The sequence below is a fragment of the Pseudomonas sp. B21-056 genome (assembly GCF_026016325.1).
GTDB lineage: Bacteria > Pseudomonadota > Gammaproteobacteria > Pseudomonadales > Pseudomonadaceae > Aquipseudomonas.
The window spans coordinates 4,971,000-4,988,785 of record NZ_CP087203.1 but is presented as its reverse complement, the minus strand read 5'-3'; the positions used below and the strand labels follow the sequence as shown (position 1 = coordinate 4,988,785).

General features: G+C 62.9%; 14 protein-coding genes. 4 read left to right on the top strand and 10 right to left on the bottom strand.

Features of this window, described 5'->3' with window-relative positions:
• Nucleotides 1-2: 2 nt before the first annotated feature.
• Genes LOY67_RS21690 through LOY67_RS21680 form a run of 3 tightly spaced genes read left to right on the top strand, consistent with a single transcriptional unit; the run spans nt 3 to nt 3,863 of the window.
• A complete protein-coding gene (locus LOY67_RS21690) occupies nt 3-1,127 on the top strand; it encodes an aminotransferase class III-fold pyridoxal phosphate-dependent enzyme (RefSeq protein WP_265064367.1) in 1,125 nt (374 codons plus the stop codon).
• Complete coding sequence (locus LOY67_RS21685; protein ID WP_265064366.1) at nt 1,105-2,445, top strand: aspartate aminotransferase family protein; 1,341 nt, start codon at nt 1,105-1,107, stop codon at nt 2,443-2,445. Before LOY67_RS21690 ends, LOY67_RS21685 begins: the two co-directional genes overlap by 23 nt.
• 2 nt (nt 2,446-2,447) lie before the next feature.
• A complete protein-coding gene (locus tag LOY67_RS21680) occupies nt 2,448-3,863 on the top strand; it encodes an amidase (RefSeq protein ID WP_320110021.1) in 1,416 nt (471 codons plus the stop codon).
• Nucleotides 3,864-3,869: 6 nt separating this feature from the next.
• On the opposite strand, the gene LOY67_RS21675 is transcribed toward LOY67_RS21680, so the two are convergent.
• From LOY67_RS21675 to LOY67_RS21660, 4 genes are all read right to left on the bottom strand, one after another.
• Complete coding sequence (locus LOY67_RS21675) at nt 3,870-4,745, bottom strand: DMT family transporter (protein WP_265067804.1); 876 nt, start codon at nt 4,743-4,745, stop codon at nt 3,870-3,872.
• Nucleotides 4,746-4,955: 210 nt separating this feature from the next.
• Nucleotides 4,956-6,143 (bottom strand): cyanate transporter, encoded by a 1,188-nt coding sequence (locus LOY67_RS21670; protein WP_265064364.1) that lies wholly within the window; start codon nt 6,141-6,143, stop codon nt 4,956-4,958.
• 209 nt (nt 6,144-6,352) lie between these two features.
• The gene (locus LOY67_RS21665) at nt 6,353-7,213 is read right to left on the bottom strand and encodes a copper resistance protein B (protein WP_265067803.1); all 861 of its coding nucleotides are present in this window, start codon (nt 7,211-7,213) and stop codon (nt 6,353-6,355) included.
• 49 nt (nt 7,214-7,262) lie between these two features.
• Nucleotides 7,263-8,939 carry a copper resistance system multicopper oxidase gene (locus LOY67_RS21660; RefSeq protein ID WP_265064363.1) on the bottom strand — a complete coding sequence of 559 codons (1,677 nt, stop codon included), beginning with the start codon at nt 8,937-8,939 and terminating at the stop codon, nt 7,263-7,265.
• 315 nt (nt 8,940-9,254) lie between these two features.
• On the opposite strand from LOY67_RS21660, the gene nadA reads away from it, so the two are divergent.
• Nucleotides 9,255-10,313, top strand: coding sequence for a quinolinate synthase NadA (gene nadA, locus LOY67_RS21655; RefSeq protein ID WP_024779477.1), 1,059 nt, complete (start codon nt 9,255-9,257; stop codon nt 10,311-10,313).
• Nucleotides 10,314-10,496: 183 nt separating this feature from the next.
• Here the strand turns inward: nadA and LOY67_RS21650 are convergent, their stop codons facing one another.
• The 6 genes from LOY67_RS21650 to gcvH form a co-directional block, all read right to left on the bottom strand.
• The gene (locus LOY67_RS21650) at nt 10,497-10,985 is read right to left on the bottom strand and encodes an RDD family protein (RefSeq protein WP_265064362.1); all 489 of its coding nucleotides are present in this window, start codon (nt 10,983-10,985) and stop codon (nt 10,497-10,499) included.
• Nucleotides 10,986-11,079: 94 nt separating this feature from the next.
• Nucleotides 11,080-11,292 (bottom strand): cold-shock protein, encoded by a 213-nt coding sequence (locus tag LOY67_RS21645; protein WP_265064361.1) that lies wholly within the window; start codon nt 11,290-11,292, stop codon nt 11,080-11,082.
• 395 nt (nt 11,293-11,687) lie between these two features.
• The gene (gcvT, locus tag LOY67_RS21640; protein WP_265064360.1) at nt 11,688-12,812 is read right to left on the bottom strand and encodes a glycine cleavage system aminomethyltransferase GcvT; all 1,125 of its coding nucleotides are present in this window, start codon (nt 12,810-12,812) and stop codon (nt 11,688-11,690) included.
• Between the two features lie 27 nt (nt 12,813-12,839).
• Nucleotides 12,840-14,216, bottom strand: coding sequence for an L-serine ammonia-lyase (locus tag LOY67_RS21635; protein WP_265064359.1), 1,377 nt, complete (start codon nt 14,214-14,216; stop codon nt 12,840-12,842).
• Between the two features lie 195 nt (nt 14,217-14,411).
• Nucleotides 14,412-17,261, bottom strand: a complete 2,850-nt coding sequence (gene gcvP / locus LOY67_RS21630) for an aminomethyl-transferring glycine dehydrogenase (RefSeq protein ID WP_265064358.1) — start codon at nt 17,259-17,261, stop codon at nt 14,412-14,414.
• Between the two features lie 10 nt (nt 17,262-17,271).
• Nucleotides 17,272-17,655, bottom strand: coding sequence for a glycine cleavage system protein GcvH (gene gcvH, locus LOY67_RS21625; protein ID WP_265064357.1), 384 nt, complete (start codon nt 17,653-17,655; stop codon nt 17,272-17,274).
• Nucleotides 17,656-17,786 lie beyond the last annotated feature (131 nt).

Below are 17,786 nucleotides of genomic sequence, written 5' to 3'. Positions count from 1 at the left end.
CCATGAAGAACGATAACTACATTATTGGCGGGCAGTACGAGACGTACCTCGACGGCGATGGTCGGCAGATCATTGACCTGACCGGCGGGTTCGGCTTCCAGGTGCCGGAGGTGATCGAGGCGGTCACCCGGCAGGCGCAGATCATGGGCCTGTCCAACCGGGTGCTGATGTCTGAACCGCTGATTGCCTTGTGCCGCCGCCTGGCCGAGCTGCTGCCTGAGCCGCTGGTCAGCTCCTATGTGTGCAGCTCCGGCGACGAAGCGTTCGAGGGCGCCTTGAAGTTGTGCAAGGGGCTCAAGCCAAAGGGCAACACCATCGTGTTTATCCAGGGCGGTGATTACGGCTCGCTGACCTATGGACGTTGCCTCAACGCCGCGCAAGGCGACCTGGGCGTGCAACATTTCCTGGGCTTCAAGCGCGTGGCGATTCGTCAGCTCGCGGACCTGGATACGGTGGACTGGAACGACTGCTTTGCGGTCTGCCACAGCAGCACCCGCGTTGATGCCAATGGTCGGCTGCAATTGCTCGAACCGGCTCTGGTCGAGCGCTTGCACGCCCGTGCGACGCAGGCCGCGGCGCCGGTGATCGCGGTGGATACCCAGACCTGTCTCGGCAGCCTGGGCTCGCTGTTCGGTTTCCAGCGTTATCGCAGTGTCCCGGACATTGTCGTGCTCGGCGGGGCGCTGGGGGGCAGTGCGATTCCCATCGGCACTTATACCTGCAGCGAGCGCATGGCCTGGCAGGTTTATGGTCGCAGCAGTCCGGCCAAGCATGGCAGCACCACCGCCGGCAATCCGATGGCCTGCGTGGCGGCCCTGGCCGCGCTGGATTATGTGCAGGCCCATGATGCACCCCGGCAATGCCTGGAAAACGGTCAGCGCCTGGCACAAACCCTGGCCTCGTTCGGCGCCGTGGCCGAGGGCGGCTGGGTCAGCCTGCCACTGGCCGATGACCTGCAGCCGAGCGTGTTGTGCGAGGCGCTTTACCAGCAAGGCGTCTATGTCAGTGCGCCCCGTGGCCGCGAGTTGATCCTGCGCTGCCCGATCACCGCACGCCCGGAACACATTCAACGTGCCGCAAACATCATCAAGGAGACCTTAAGCCATGTCCTTACTCAGGCCGCATGAACAACTGCTGGATGATTGCCAGCGGCACTGGAGCGCATCGGCGGCCAAGCTTTATCGCCTGGGCAAGACCAGCGTCGAGCAACAGACCGATGGCATCCACGTCACCGACCACACCGGCAAGCGCTTCATCGACTGCGCGTGCAGCTACGGCGTGTTCATCGTCGGCCATCGCAACCCGATGGTCCGCGAGCAGGTGCAGGCACAGTTGAACCAGATGGCCTGGGTGCCGGAAGGCCGGCGGCATCCGCTCCAGGACAAGTTGACCGAGCGCCTGTGCCAGCTGGTGCCGGGGGAGTGGGGCGACGTGCAGTACATGGTCTCGGGGGCCGAGGCCGTCGAGCAGAGCCTGCGCTATGCATTGCGCATCCAGCCGCACCGTCGCGGGATCGTGGTGATGAGCGGCTCCTACCACGGCAAGACCCTGGCGGCGATGAGCATCCTGGGCCAGCAACAGAACCACAGCAGCTATGGCATCGCCGCGCCCGACGTGACCCATGTGCCCTACGGCGATTTCGCCGCCCTGCAACAGGCCGTGGGTGAAGGCGTATGCGCGGTGTATGTCGAACCGATCCTGGGCGGCGCGCATCTGCAAGTGCCGCCGGTGGGTTACATGGCCAACCTGCGGGCCTTGTGCGACGCCACCGGCACCCTGTTGGTGGCGGATGAAATCCAGACCGGTTTCGGTCGCTGCGGCAAATGGTTCGCGGTGCAATATGACGACGTGGTGCCCGACATCATGATCCTCTCCAAGGGCCTGACCGGCGGTTACACCTCGTTCGCCTGCGCCATGTACAGCCAGCGCCTGGCGACCCAGTACCCGCTCAGTGAAATCGAGCCGGACACGCGCACCAATGGCGGGCACCCGGTGGCGTGTGCCTCGGCGCTCGCGGCCATCGATTACATCGAGCAGAACAACCTGGTGGAGCAGTCGCGGATCAACGGTGGCTTGCTGCGCCATGGCCTGCAACGCTTGGCGCTGCGCTATCCGCACATCGTCGAGGACGTGCCGGGGGTGGGCCTGATGACGGGGTTGCGCTTGCGCGGTTCGGTTTATGAAGCCCTGATGAGCATGGAACTGAGCAAGCGCGGCATTCATGCCGGGCATTCGATGAATGAAAAGGCCGAGCGCCCGGTGCTGCGTTTCTATCCGCCGCTGAACATCTCGTCCGATGCGTTGCGCCATGTCCTGACAATGATCGAAGAGGCCCTCGAAGCCATCAACCGGCGTCCGGCCCTGGCGGTCAAGGCGTTCTCCCTGGTGGTGCGCAACATGTACCAGTTGCCCAACAAGTGGTTGCGCGCCAAGGAGGCCTCGTGAGCCTGTTCAACCCCGATACCCTGACCCTGCGGGAAATGGCCGGTCTGTTGCGACGTGGCGTGCTGACCAGCGTCACGTTGCTGGAGTTCTACCTGCAGCGCATCGCCGAGCGTAACCGGCAGATCAACGCACTGATCCAACTGGCGCCCGTGGAAGACCTGCGACGCCAGGCCCGCGAAGCTGACGAGATGGCGCGCATCGGCCAGATCAGTGGCCCGCTGCACGGTATTCCCATCACTATCAAGGACGTCCTCCACGTGCAGGGATTCAGGATGTCCCGGGGGCTGGAGGAGTTGCTGGGCGACGTCAGCCAGCACGACGCGACGGCCGTCGCCCGGCTTCGGCAGGCCGGTGCGATTATCCTGGGCATCAGCAATGTGCCCGAGTTGTGCATGGCCTTCGAGACCGAGAACCTGATCTATGGCCGCACCCTCAATCCCCATGACCTGCAACGTTCCGCCGGCGGCAGCAGTGGGGGTGAAGCGGCTGCGATTGCCGCCGGATGCTCGCCCGCCGGGCTGGCCTCCGACGCCTGTGGCAGTGTGCGGATACCGGCGCATTTCAACGGCATCTGCGGCTTGAAACTGACCCAGGGCCGGGTGCCGTTGACCGGTCAGTTTCCCAACGACCGCTCCGGGTTGTTCCACATGACCTCGGCTTTTGGCGTGATGGGGCGCTATGTCGATGACCTGGCGCTGCTGGGGCCGTTGATCAGCGGTGCCGACGGACAGGATCCGGACACCGTCGATGTGCCGTTTGTCGAAAGCGAGCCGTTGGCCAGCCTGCGGGTCGCACTGTTTTCGGCGTCGGACCGCACGCCTGTCAGCGCGGCGGTGAGCCAGGTGTTGCAGCAGGTCGAACAGTGCCTGGGTTCGGTGGTGGCGCAGGTGAGTCCGGTGGCGCCGCCGATGCTCGAGGAGGCCTGCGATGTGCTGTGGCGGGTGTTCATCACCGGTGCCGACGCCGGGCGCGGCTGGCGAAAGCTGTTCGAGTCGATGAACAAGCGCCGCTTCACCCCGGCCATCGCCCAGTTGCTGGATATGAGCGAAGCCGTGGAATTGACCGTGGACGAGGTCAAGCGCGACTGGATCGCCATCGACACATTCCGCTATCAGTTGGCGAAGTTCTTCAAGCAACACGACCTGTTCATCTGCCCGGTGTTCCCAGACGTCGCGTTTCGTCATGGCGAGTCCCTGGAGGACCGCAACCGTTATGCCTTTGTGTTCCCGTTCAGTCTCAGCGGCTCACCGGCAGTGGTGATCCGCGCTGGCACCGACCCGGCCACCGGGATGCCCATCGGCATCCAGATCGTCGGGCCTCACTGGCAGGAAGAACGGTTGCTGGCAGTCGCGGCTTTTCTTGAACGGGAGCTGGAGCGCTGGAGCCCGGTTACACCTCGCCCGGCATCGAGCTACTGATCGGTTTCAAGCCGTAACGGTTCTGGCGTTACGGCTGCTGATCACCAGGGCCAGCATGCCGACACCCACCAGCGCAGCGCCGATGATCTCGACCATCATCGGTTGCTGCCTGAGCCAGAACCAATGAAGCAGCGTCACGAACAGCGTGTTGAGGTACACGTAGGAAATCACTGTGGACGGTGCGATCACCCCGATTGCCCGGTGCAACAGCCAGAACGTGGCGAGGGTGCCGAACAAGGCCAGGTACACCAGCCAGCCGATATCCGGCGCCGACAGGTGCAGGCCGCTGCGCCAGCCGCCGCTGAACAGGCAGAACAGCAAGAGAAACAGCGAGCCGAACAGCATGTTCCAGAACGTCATCGCCACTGGATCACGGCCTTTCAGCACCCCGGCTTTGAAGCGTTGACTGAGGGGCGAATACAAGGCCATCGCCAGGCAGCCGGCACCGAAGACCAGTACCGGATAGAGCCCTGGCACCTGTCCGGGCGTCGATCCCTTGAGTGTCAGCAGCACGGCACCGACCGCCGCCACCAGCATGGGCAGCAGGCGGGCCTTGAGGCTCGGACTGGGCAGCAGGAACACCTCGAAAAACAACGTCATCAGCGGCACCAGCGTATACAGCGTCGCGGTGTTGACCGCCGAGGTGTAGCGCAACGCCTCGAACAACGAGCCGAAGTAGGTTGCCAGCAACAGGCCGAGCACGGCGTGGGCCAGCAGGCCTTTGGTTGAAACCGGCGAGGTGTTGTTCAGCAGCAGTAGCGGCAGGAACATCAGTGCCGAAAACAGCAGCCGCAGACCGGTGAGCAGGATCGGATCGATCGAGTGGCTGACCTGTGCCGCGGCAAAAAACGAAGAGGCGATCAGCATCGCCCAGATCAGCATGCCCCAATGGGCCGCGGCAAAACCGACTTGTTTGCTCAAGGGGTGATTCCTGCGTTTTGAGTGGTGGCGAGGGAGCTTGGGTGTGCAGAGCCTGTAGGAGCTGCCGAAGGCTGCGATCTCTTGATCTTGATCTTTCGCTTGAGATTCAACTGTTGGCGTAAAGATCGCAGCCTCGCTTCGCTCGACAGCTCCTACAGCGGTGCTAATCCATTAGCTGATGTGTCGTGCGTACTGCTTGGGATTGAAGCGCAACACCATCAGGATCATCAGCGCCATGACCGCGGTGAGCGACCACCAGGCCCATTCGAAGCTGCCCAACTGGTCTCGGATCATCCCGGCAATCAACGGCGACAGCCCGGCGATCAGGTAGCCGATGCCTTGCACGAATGCCGTCAGGCCACCCGCCCGGCGTGGGTTGTCCAGGTGGTCGAGGGACACGATCAGGCTCATCGGGAACAGCCCACCGATGCCCAGCCCAAGCAGGCAAGGCCACAACAGGGTGAAGCGTTCCGGGCTGAGGATCAGGCCGCAGAAACCGCCGATGATCAGTGCCAGCAGCACGGCCAGCACCAGGCGTTTGTCCTGGCTGCGGTTGGCAATGGCCGGGGTGACGAGGCCGGACAACACTTCCATTGCCGTCAGGAAACCGAGCAACAGGCCTGCGTGCTGCTCACTCCAGCCTCTTTCCACGTAGTACGGCGCCAGCCAGGCCAGCACGCAGGTGTAGGACGCAGTGCCCAGGCCGAAGAAAATCGCCAGCAGCCAGGCCCGGCCATTGGCGAAGAACGACTCCTTGTTGCGGCTCGGGGCGTCGGGCAGCGGCGTGACGGCCGAGCGCTGGGCATACCAGCAACCCAGGGCGACCAGCGCCAGCACGGCCCAGATCGCCAGGCCGATACGCCAGCTGCCCGTCTGGGTCAGGACGAAGGGTGAGAACGACGCCGCCAATGCTGCCCCACCCATGATCGAGGTGACATACAGCCCCATGAACAGCGAGACGTTGTCGCTGAATCGCGATTTGATCAAGGCCGGCATCACCGCCTGAATCAGCGCGATTCCGACCCCGGCCACCACGGCGCTGATAATCAGCTCGGCGGCGCTGTCCAGGTACAGGCGCGACGCCGTGGCGATGCCGATGATCAACAGCGAGAGCACGATGGTGCGGTGTTCACCGATGCGCAGCGCAATGCGCATGCCCAGGAACATCGCCAGGCCCATCGCCATGACCGGCAGCATGGTCAGCAGTGAAGCGGTGCTGAAACTCAACGGCACCTCGCCGCGAATCGCTGACAACAACGGCCCGACCGCCGCCATCGAAGGCCGCAGGTTCAGCGCCACCAACACCACACTGACCATCAGCCAGACGGCGTGGATGCTTGAAGTTCGTACATTTTCCATAACGAAGCCTTGGCTGATAAAAATGCCATTTAGGCCGGGAAGCGAGGGCAGGGGCAAACTGAAAACTGGGCAGGGATATTGAAAGATTAAATGCCTGGAACCCTGTGGGAGCCTGCTCGCGATGGCGACAGATCAGTCGATGCAGAAGTGACTGACAGACTGCCATCGCGAGCAGGCTCGCTCCCACACAGGCTTTTCCGGCTGCATGTTCAGAACCACATGCGTACGCCCAGCACCAGGCGCGCTTCACTGCGGTCCTCATCTTCATCGCGGGCGTAGTCGACCGTGTTGCCATAGACGCGGTGCCAGGTGAGGCCGATGTAGGGGGCGATTTCACGGCGGATTTCGTAACGCAGGCGCAGGCCTGCTTCAGTGTCCGTGAGTCCCGAGCCGACACCTCGGGCGGGATCGTTGCGGCCATGGAAGTTGGCTTCGGCGGTGGGCTGAAGGATCAAGCGATTGGTCAGCAGGATGTCGTAGTCAGCTTTCAGCCGCGCTGCGCTTTGGCCGCCTTCGCCGATGAACGCGGTGGCCTGGGCTTCGAAGTTGTACAGCGCCATGCCCTGCACACCGAGCGCGGCCCAGGTTTGTGGGGCGCCCGGCTGGAAGTCCTGGCGCAGCCCCGCAACCACGTCCCACCAGGGGCTGATGGCGTGGCCCCACAAGGCCTGGAGTTCGGCTTCTTCGGTCTTGCCGTGGGTGCGCTCGCCTTCGGTGCGCAGCCACAAGCGGTCGATGTCGCCACCGATCCAGCCGGAGGCGTCCCAGTTCAGGGCATTGCCTTGGTTGGCGTCCTGCCATTCCAGGTGATCGATGAGCAGGAATGAGTTGATGGCGCTGTCGTGCACCATGTGGCCGCCGTGGTCTGCATAGACGGCGGCGCGGTCGGCCTCGGTCAGCTCGGGGATGGGCGTACGGCGGGTGGTCAGGGCCGGTTGCATGGGTTCCATGCCTTGCATCTGGCTGTGGTGCATTCCCGGCATCCGCCTGTGATCCATTCCTTGCATGTCGTCGCTCGCGGCCCAGGCCGAAGCCGAAGCGGCGGCACCGAGGCTGAGGGAGGCAAGCATGGCCTTGGGCAAGGCGCGGTACTTGACGCTGGTGATCATGGTCGGCTCCTCATTCCTGCACCCGAACTTCACGGAACATCCCCATCTCCATGTGATAGAGCAGATGACAGTGGTAAGCCCAGCGCCCGAGCGCATCGGCGGTCACCCGGTAGCTGCGCCGGGTACCCGGCGGCACATCGATGGTGTGTTTGCGCACCATGAACCGGCCGTTCTCGTCCTCCAGGTCGCTCCACATGCCATGCAGGTGAATCGGGTGGGTCATCATGGTGTCGTTGACCAGTACGATGCGCAGGCGCTCGCCGTACTTGAGCAGCAGCGGCGCGGCCTCGGAGAACTTCACGCCATTGAATGACCAGGCGAATTTCTCCATATGGCCGGTCAGGTGCAACTCGAGGGTACGGCCCGGTTCGCGACCGTCGGGATCGGGGAAGGTGCTGCGCAGATCGGCATAAGCCAGCACCTTGCGGTCGTTATGGCGCAGCCCGATCCCTGGGTCGTCGAGCCTGGCAGTGACGCTCATGGCCTGCATGTCCACCAGCGGATTGTCGTTCTCGGTGGCGGGGTGCGATTGCATGCCGGCCATGCCTGGCATGTCGCTGTGGTCCATCCCGCCCATGCCCATGTCGTCCATGGTGAGCCGCGGTCGCGGATCCAGCGGTGGCACCGGTGCTGAATGTCCGGCCTTGGTCGCGAGCGTGCCACGGGCGTATCCGCTGCGGTCCAGGGATTGGGCGAAGAGGGTGTAGGCCTCAGCAGTAGGCTCGACGATGACGTCGTAGGTTTCGGCCACGGCGATTCGCAACTCATCGACCGTCACCGGCTCGACATGCTGGCCATCGGACGCCACCACGGTCATTTTCAGGCCGGGAATGCGTACATCGAAATAGGTCATGGACGAGCCGTTGATCAAGCGCAGGCGAATTCGCTCACCCGGCTTGAACAGGCCTGTCCAGTTCATATCCGGTGCCTGGCCGTTCATCAAATAGGTGTAGGTAGCCCCACTGACGTCCGCCAGGTCAGTGGGGTTCATCTTCATTTCAGCCCACATTCTGCGATCGGCCACGGTGGCGGCCCAGCCGTTCTTGCCGACATCGTCGATGAAGTCGCCGACGGTGCGTTTGTGGCAGTTGTAGTAATCCGACTGTTTCTTGAGTGTGCGGATGACGTCGGCGGGGTCTTCGTCGGTCCAGTCGGTGAGCATCACCACGTAGTCCCGTTCGTAGGCGAAGGGCTCGGGTTCACGGGCATCGATCACCAACGGACCATAGACCCCGGATTGCTCCTGGAAGCCGGAGTGGCTGTGATACCAATAGGTGCCGTTCTGCCGGACCTTGAACTGGTAGACGTACAGGCCGTCGGGCTCGATGCCCTTGAAGCTCAGCCCCGGCACGCCATCCATGTTGGCCGGCAACACAATACCGTGCCAGTGAATGGAGGTGGTTTCCTGCAACCGGTTGTGGACCCGCAAGGTCACGGTGTCACCTTCGCGCCAGCGCAGGAGGGGGCCGGGAATACCACCGTTGATGGTCTGGGCAGTACGTGGGTGGCCGGTGAAGTTGACCGGGCTTTCACCGATGAACAGGTCGAATTCGCTACCCGCCAGGACGCTGGGTTGGCCCGGATTGGAGACTGCCCAGACGGGCGGACGCCAGAGTCCCAGGCTGCTCAGCAGGCCACCGGCGGCCAGGCCCTTTACGAAGGTCCGCCGAGAGGTTTTGGTTTGCATATCGTTTGAATCCGTCAGCCGATCCAGGGCAGGCACAGGGCGCGGCCCTGTGCAGGTTTGAAGGGAAGATGCCATAGGCCGGCGGGGCGGGTGATTACATTTCAGTCAGCTTGGGGCGCAGCGACGCGTTGGTGAAAGGCTCGTGCCGGAGACTGGTCAGAATGATCTTTTGCATCGGCGGGATATTCTGTAGCCTTGCCGGCTTCACGCTGTCCCGTGCCTGATTGATACCCACTTTCCCGGCGGTACCCGAGTGGTCCGGAGCCGGGGTGTATACTCGACTTTCGCGCAAACGCGCCTGCAGGTCTTGCGAACATGACGCAAATTTCCGAACGCCTTCTGGTCCAGGCTCACCTCGACGCCAAGCAGCCCAAGCCGCTGAGTGCCGAGCAAGAGGCCTGGTACCGCGCCGCCATCGCCGCCGAGCTCAAGGCTCAGGACGCGGTGCTGGTCGCGCACTTCTACTGCGACCCGATCATCCAGGCCCTGGCCGAGGAAACCGGGGGCTGCGTGTCCGACTCCCTGGAAATGGCCCGCTTCGGCAACGCCCATCCGGCCAAGACCGTGGTGGTGGCGGGGGTCAGGTTCATGGGCGAGACCGCCAAGATCCTCAATCCTGAAAAACGCGTGCTGATGCCGACCCTGGAAGCCACCTGCTCCCTGGACCTCGGTTGCCCGGTGGACGAGTTCTCGGCGTTCTGTGACCAGCACCCGGAGCGTACCGTGGTGGTGTATGCCAACACCTCGGCGGCGGTCAAGGCCCGGGCCGACTGGGTGGTGACGTCCAGTTGCGCGCTGGAAATCGTCGAGAGCCTGATGGACAACGGTGAGACGATCATCTGGGGGCCGGACAAGCACCTGGGCACTTATATCCAGCGCAAGACCGGCGCCGACATGTTGCTCTGGGACGGCGCCTGCATCGTCCACGAAGAGTTCAAGTCCAAGCAGTTGGAAGACATGAAGGCCCTGTACCCGGACGCCGCGATCCTGGTGCACCCGGAGTCGCCGACTTCGGTGATCGAACTGGCGGACGCCGTGGGCTCCACCAGCCAACTGATCGCCGCGGCCCAGAGCCTGCCGAACAAGACGCTGATCGTCGCCACCGACCGCGGCATCTTCTACAAGATGCAGCAGCTGTGCCCGGACAAGGTCTTCATCGAAGCCCCTACCGCCGGCAACGGCGCGGCCTGCCGCAGTTGCGCACACTGCCCGTGGATGGCGATGAATACCCTGGAGCGCACCCTCAAGAGCCTGCAGGAAGGTACCAATGAGATCTTCGTCGACCCGGCATTGATCCCCCAGGCCATTCGCCCGCTCAAGCGCATGCTGGACTTCACCCAGGCGGCGCGGATGAAGCTGGCCGGTAACGCCTGATGGGGGCTCTGTGGCGAGGGGATTTATCCCCGCTGGGCTGCGAAGCAGCCCTATAACAGTCAACTCGATTATCCAGGCAAACCGAGTCGACTGGCTTTAGGGGCGCTTCGCACCCCAGCGGGGCGGTGCGACGTTTCGATAAATCCCCTCGCCACAATAGGTTCCACCTACAAAGCTGTGCTGTTACCGGGTCTTCTTGGGAACCCGCACCAGCTGCGTGTCCGAATAGATGTCATGCCAGCTGCGCTTGCGCTTGTCGAACAGTGCCCAGATAAAGCCCAGCCCTACCGGCAGCCATGATGCAATCGACACCACGAACCGCAACAGCGCCTGCCACAAGCTGATGGCCGTGCCGTCGGCGTTTTGTACGCGAATGCCCCATACCTGCATGCCCAGGGTCTGGCCGTTGTGGGTCCAGAACTTGGCGAAGAAACCGAACAGCACGAACAGCAGCACGGTGGACAGCAGCGGGTCGCCATCCAGTGCACCGGCTTCGGTGAGGGCGCGCATTTTCTCTTCGCCGATGATTCCCATCTGGATCATCTTGTAGACGCCGCTGGTAACGATCAGCAACGCCGTGCACAGCAGGAAGTCATAGAACATCGCCGCCAGGCGGCGACCCAGGCCGACGGGGGGGAAGTCGCCCTGAGGGGTGAGCAGGTGTTTCGGCATGACGGCCTCGGATGAAAAAAGAAGCCATTTTACGGATTTACGGGCACAAAAAAGCCCCTGATATCAGTATCAGGGGCTTTTTCGTTACAGAAGATCAGCTTTCTGCTTGTACTTCATCAGCCTGCATGCCTTTCTGGCCCTGCACGGCAACGAAGGTGACTTTCTGGCCTTCTTTCAGGCTCTTGAAGCCGTTGCCCTGGATGGCACGGAAATGTACGAACAGATCCGGACCGCTTTCAGGAGTGATAAAACCAAAACCCTTTTCGTCGTTGAACCACTTGACGGTACCGCTCTGACGCTCAGCCATTTTCTTATTTCCTTTGACGCTTAAATTGGTGACAGCCTCTTTCACTTGAAAGAGTACTGGGGCTGGGTTGCAGGAAAGTAAGAGACGTCGAACGGGATGTAGCGAACTTCTTAGGCTACTGCCCAGGTCACGATTCCAAGCGACCCATGCAAACACAGTGACCAAACTCTACGCCAACTACGAATGAAAAAACAACCCCCTCCGAAGGGCCCGGTTTTCCTCAGCTTGTCGCCATTTACACGCTTCGCTGGCCTGGGCTTAATCGATAGGCTAGTTCAATTGTTTGCCGGTGTTATAAACCCCCTTCAATAGGGAATAAATGCACCCTTTTATGGCGTTTGCGTTACACATTAGTGCATGTATAACGCAAGCGCGTTACTTATAGAAACAGTCAATCAACCGCGGTAGTAGCGTTGTGCAACGAATGGCATTTTGCTTACAAGCAAAGGCACCTTTTTCCCACGAACAATCGCCCAGACTGGCGTCTCCAAGGCGGTATAGGCGACGTCCAGGTAACCCATCGCCAGCGGACCGCCGAGGGTCGGACCGAAACCGCCGCTGCACACCGAACCGATGATCTCGCCGGCTTCGTTGACGATTTCGGCGCCTTCACGCACGGGCGTGCGTTCCTGGGGCAGCAGGCCAACGCGTTTACGGCTCACGCCATTCTGTTGCTGGGCGAACACGGTTTCGGCGCCCGGGAAGCCACCTGCGCGGGCACCGTCGGCGCGACGAATCTTGGAGATGGCCCACAACAGGCTGGCTTCGATCGGCGTTGTCTCGGTGTTCATGTCGTGGCCGTAGAGGCACAGGCCGGCTTCCAGGCGCAGGGAATCACGGGCGCCGAGGCCGATGGCGGCCACTTCCGGCTCGGCCAGCAGGGCGCGGGCGAGTTTTTCCGCATCGGCGGCGGGCACGGAGATTTCGAAGCCGTCTTCACCGGTGTAGCCCGAGCGGCTGACAAAGCAGTCCACGCCCAGCAGCGTGACGCGCTGGAACTGCATGAAGGTCATCTTCGCCACGTCCGGTGCCAGGCGTGCAAGCACGGTGACGGCGGCCGGACCTTGCAGGGCGAGCAGGGCGCGGGCTTCGAACAGCGGCTCAATGTCGCACTGGCCGCTGATGTGGGCACGCAGATGGGCCAGGTCCTGGTCCTTGCAGGCGGCGTTGACCACCAGGAACAGCTCGTCGTTGCCCAGGTTGGCGACCATCAGGTCGTCGAGAATGCCGCCCTTGTCATTGGTGAACATGGCGTAGCGCTGCATGCCCACCGGCAGGTCGATGATGTCCACCGGCACCAGGGTTTCCAGGGCCTGGGCGGCACCTGCGCCGGTCAGGCGGATCTGGCCCATGTGGGAGACGTCGAACAGCCCGGCCTGATCGCGGGTGTGCTGATGTTCTTTCATGACCCCCAATGGGTACTGCACCGGCATGTCATAGCCGGCGAACGGCACCATGCGGGCGCCGAGTTCAAGGTGCAGGGCATGCAGCGGGGTTTTCAGCAGTGCTTCGGTGGACATATCAGTTCCTGGAAATGTTGAGGAAGATCAGCATTCGATGATGTTGACCGCCAGACCGCCGCGGGCGGTCTCCTTGTATTTGCTTTTCATGTCGGCGCCGGTCTGGCGCATGGTGCGGATGACTTTGTCGAGCGAGACGAAGTGATGCCCGTCGCCACGCATGGCCATGCGCACCGCGTTGATCGCTTTCACCGAACCCATGGCGTTGCGCTCGATGCAGGGCACCTGCACCAGGCCGCCGATCGGGTCGCAGGTCAGCCCGAGGTTGTGTTCCATGCCGATTTCAGCGGCGTTTTCCACTTGCTGCACCGAACCACCCAAGACTTCACACAAGGCGCCAGCGGCCATGGAGCACGCGACACCGACTTCACCCTGGCAACCGACCTCGGCGCCGGAGATGGAGGCATTTTCCTTGTACAGGATGCCAATGGCGGCGGCGGTCAGCAGGAAGCGCACCACGCCATCTTCGTTGGCACCGGGGATGAAGCGCATGTAGTAATGCAACACGGCCGGGATGATCCCCGCCGCACCGTTGGTGGGGGCGGTGACGACGCGCCCGCCAAAGGCGTTTTCTTCGTTGACGGCCAAGGCATACAGGTTGACCCAGTCGAGCACCGACAGTGGATCGCGCAGCGACGCTTCGGGGTTCGTGCACAATTGGCGGTGCAGTGCCGCTGCACGTCGCTTGACCTTCAGCCCTCCCGGCAGAATCCCTTCGTTGCGGCACCCGGCCGCCACGCAGTCCTGCATCACCTGCCAGATCTTCAGCAGGCCGGCGCGGGTTTCGGCTTCGGGGCGCCAGGCACTTTCGTTGGTCAGCATCACCTGGCTGATGGACAGGCCATAGGTGCTGCAATGACCCAGCAGATCCTTCGCGCTTTTGAACGGGAAGGTCAGGGGCGTGGCGTCTTCGACGATACGGTCGGCGCCGGCGGCGTCTTCATCGACGACGAAACCGCCACCCACCGAGTAGTACTCGCGGCTGCGCACTTGCAGCCCCGCCGCGTCGAAGGCACGGAAGATCATGCCGTTGGGATGGAAGGCCAGCGGCTTGCGAATCATCGCCAGGTGCAGTTTTTCGTTGAATTCGATGGGGTGTTGGCCCAGCAGGTTCAGGCGACCGTTGCTGCGAATGGCCTGCAGGCGGGCGGTCACCGTTTCGGTGTCCACGGTATCCGGGTGTTCGCCTTCCAGGCCCAGCAGCACGGCCTTGTCGCTGCCGTGGCCCTTGCCGGTGGCGCCGAGGGAGCCGTACAGCTCGACCTTGACGCTGGTGATGGTCTCGAGCAGGTCATCACGACGCAGCCCTTCGACGAAACGGGCAGCGGCACGCATCGGGCCGACCGTGTGGGAGCTGGACGGGCCGATACCGATCTTGAACAGGTCGAACACGCTTAACGACATGGTGTTTCTCCGGTTTCTTTTTATGGCGATCGAAAAGATTGATAGGGAACCCTGTGGGAGCGAGCCTGCTCGCGATTGTGGAGTGTCAGTCAACATCTGTATTGGCTGTCACACCGCAATCGCGAGCAGGCTCGCTCCCACAGGGGGATAGGCGGTGTTGTTGTGAGGGGGCGGTTGACCCACCCCCCTCACAGGTCAAGCGTAGCTTTCGATCGACGGGCAGGCGCAGACCAGGTTGCGGTCGCCGAATACGTTGTCGACCCGGCCCACCGGCGGCCAGTATTTGCCTTCGATCAACGACGCCACCGGGTACACCGCCTGTTCGCGGCTATAGGGGTGAGTCCACTCGCCGACGAGTTCCGCCGCGGTGTGCGGGGCGTTTTTCAGCGGGTTGTCGTCTTTGTCCAGGCTGCCGTTTTCCACCGCGCGGATTTCTTCGCGGATGCAGATCATGGCGTCGCAGAAACGGTCCAGTTCTTCCCTGGATTCGCTTTCGGTCGGCTCGATCATCAGCGTGCCGGCCACCGGGAACGACATGGTCGGGGCGTGGAAGCCGAAATCGATCAGGCGCTTGGCCACGTCATCGACGCTGATGCCGCTGCTGTCCTTGAGCGGGCGCAGGTCGAGGATGCACTCGTGGGCCACCAGGCCATTGCTGCCGGTGTAGAGCACCGGGTAATGCTCTTCCAGGCGACGGGCGATGTAGTTGGCGTTGAGGATCGCCAGTTGCGAGGCGCGCTTGAGGCCCGCGCCGCCCATCATGCGGATGTACATCCAGGTGATCGGCAGGATGCTCGCGCTGCCGAACGGCGCCGCACACACCGCGCCTTCCTTGCGTTCCATGTTGGCGTGGCCCGGCAGGAACGGCGCCAGGTGCGACTTGACGCCAATCGGGCCGACGCCCGGGCCGCCACCGCCGTGGGGAATGCAGAAGGTCTTGTGCAGGTTCAGGTGCGACACGTCGCCGCCGAACTTGCCCGGCGCGCAAAGGCCGACCATGGCGTTCATGTTGGCGCCGTCGATGTACACCTGGCCGCCGTTGTCATGAATGATGCCGCAGATTTCGCGGATGCCTTCTTCGAACACACCGTGGGTGGATGGGTAGGTGATCATCAGCGCGGCGAGGTGTTCGCGGTGCTCGATGGCCTTGGCCCGCAGGTCTTCGATGTCGACGTTGCCCCGGGCATCGCAGGCGGTGACCACTACGCGCATGCCGGCCATGTTGGCGGTGGCCGGGTTGGTGCCGTGGGCCGAGGACGGGATCAGGCAGATGTCGCGGCGGCCTTCGCCACGGCTCTGGTGATAGGCGCGGATCGCCAGCAGGCCGGCGTACTCACCCTGGGAACCGGCGTTGGGTTGCAGCGACACCGCGTCGTAGCCGGTGGCGGCGCAGAGCATGGCTTCCAGTTCATCGGTCAGTTGCTGGTAACCGGCGCTCTGTTCGGCCGGGGCGAATGGATGCAGGGCGCCGAACTCGGCCCAGGTCACCGGGATCATTTCGCTGGCGGCGTTGAGCTTCATGGTGCAGGAGCCCAGCGGGATCATGGTGCGATCCAGGGCCAGGTCCTTGTCGGCGAGCTTGCGCAGGTAGCGCATCAGCTCGGTTTCGGAGTGATAGCGGTTGAACACCGGGTGGCTGAGGACCGGCGACTGGCGCACCAGCTCGGCGGGGATGCAGCTCTGCACGCTGGCGGCGAGGGTGGCGAAGTCCGGCAGGGCCTTGCCGCCGGCCAACACGCTCCAGAGGGTTTCGATGTCGGCCTGGCAGGTGGTTTCGTCCAGGGACAGGCCCAGGCGTTCAGCATCCACTACTCGCAGGTTGATGCGCTGGGCGCGGGCCTGGTCGTGCAGGGCGGCGGTTTGCGCACCGGTGTGCAGGGTCAGGGTATCGAAGAAGCTGTCCTGTTCGACGCTCACGCCCAACGCGCCCAGGCCCTTGGCGAGGATCGCGGTGAGGTGATGGATGCGGTTGGCGATCTGCACCAGGCCTTTGGGGCCGTGGTAAACGGCGTACATGCTGGCGATGTTCGCCAGCAACACCTGGGCGGTGCAGATGTTGCTCGTGGCTTTCTCGCGGCGGATATGCTGCTCGCGGGTCTGCATCGCCAGGCGCAGGGCCGGCTTGCCGAAACGGTCCACGGACACCCCGACCAGACGGCCGGGCATGTCGCGCTTGAAGGCATCTTTTGTGGAGAAATAGGCCGCGTGCGGGCCGCCGAAACCCAGCGGTACGCCGAAGCGCTGGGCGCTGCCAATGGCGACGTCGGCGCCGAATTCACCCGGCGGGGTCAGCAGGGTCAGGGCCAGCAGGTCAGCCGCGACCGCCACCAGGGCGTTGGCCGCGTGGAAGCGTTCGGTCAGTTCGCGGTAGTCGAACAGGTCGCCGTTGCTGGCCGGGTATTGCAGCAGCGCGCCGAAGAACGGGCTGGCATCGGTCAGCTCGCGTTCGTCGCCGACCACCACGTCAATGCCCAGGGGCTCGGCACGGGTGCGCAGCACGTCGAGGGTCTGTGGATGGCAGTGGCTCGAAGCGAAGAAGGCGTTGCTGCCCTTGTTCTTGCTCAGGCGCTTGCAGAAGGTCATGGCTTCGGCGGCGGCGGTGGCTTCGTCCAGCAAGGATGCGTTGGCGATCGGCAGGCCGGTGAGGTCGCTGATCAGGGTCTGGAAGTTCAGCAGCGCTTCGAGACGACCCTGGGAAATTTCCGGCTGGTACGGAGTATAGGCGGTGTACCAGGCCGGGTTTTCCAGCAGGTTGCGCAGGATCGGTGCCGGCGTGTGGCAGTTGTAGTAGCCCTGGCCGATGTAGGTCTTGAACAGCTGGTTCCTGGCGGCGATGGCCTTGATCGAGGCCAGGGCATCGGCTTCGCTCTGGCCGTCGTCCATGTCCAGCACGCTGGTGCCCTTGATGCTTTCAGGGATGACGCTGGCGCTCAGGGCTTGCAGGGAGTCGTAACCCAGGCGCTCGAGCATGGCTTGCTCGTCGCTGGCCCGTGGGCCGATGTGGCGGGCGATGAATTCGTTGGCGGTGCCCAGATTAACGGTCATGTGGCGCTCCTCAGGCTTGGGCGTTGGCTTTGATCAGACGGTCGTAGGCGTCCTGATCCAGCAGTTGGCCAACTTCAGCGGCATTGGCTGGCTTGAAACGGAAAAACCAGCCTTCACCCAGCGGATCTTCGTTGACCAGTTCGGGATTGCTTTCCAGGGCCGGGTTGGTTTCGAGCACTTCACCGTCCAGTGGCATGTAGACACCGCTGGCGGCTTTCACCGATTCCACGGTCGAGGCTTCGGCACCCTTGGCGTAGGTTTGCAGTTCCGGTAACTGAACATAGACCACATCGCCCAAGGCGTTCTGCGCAAATGCAGTGATGCCGACTGTAACGCTGCCGTCGGCTTCGGCGCGCAGCCATTCGTGATCTTCAGTGAAACGCAACTCGCTCATGGAAACTCCTGGGGCCAGATTCGTCTGGTGGACGCGAAGAAAGGCGCGGGGCTTGGCCCGGCCGTATGGTTATACCCATAGCAAGAATGCGGCCAATGTTGATAAGTGCTTGTATCTCAAGGAATTGTTCG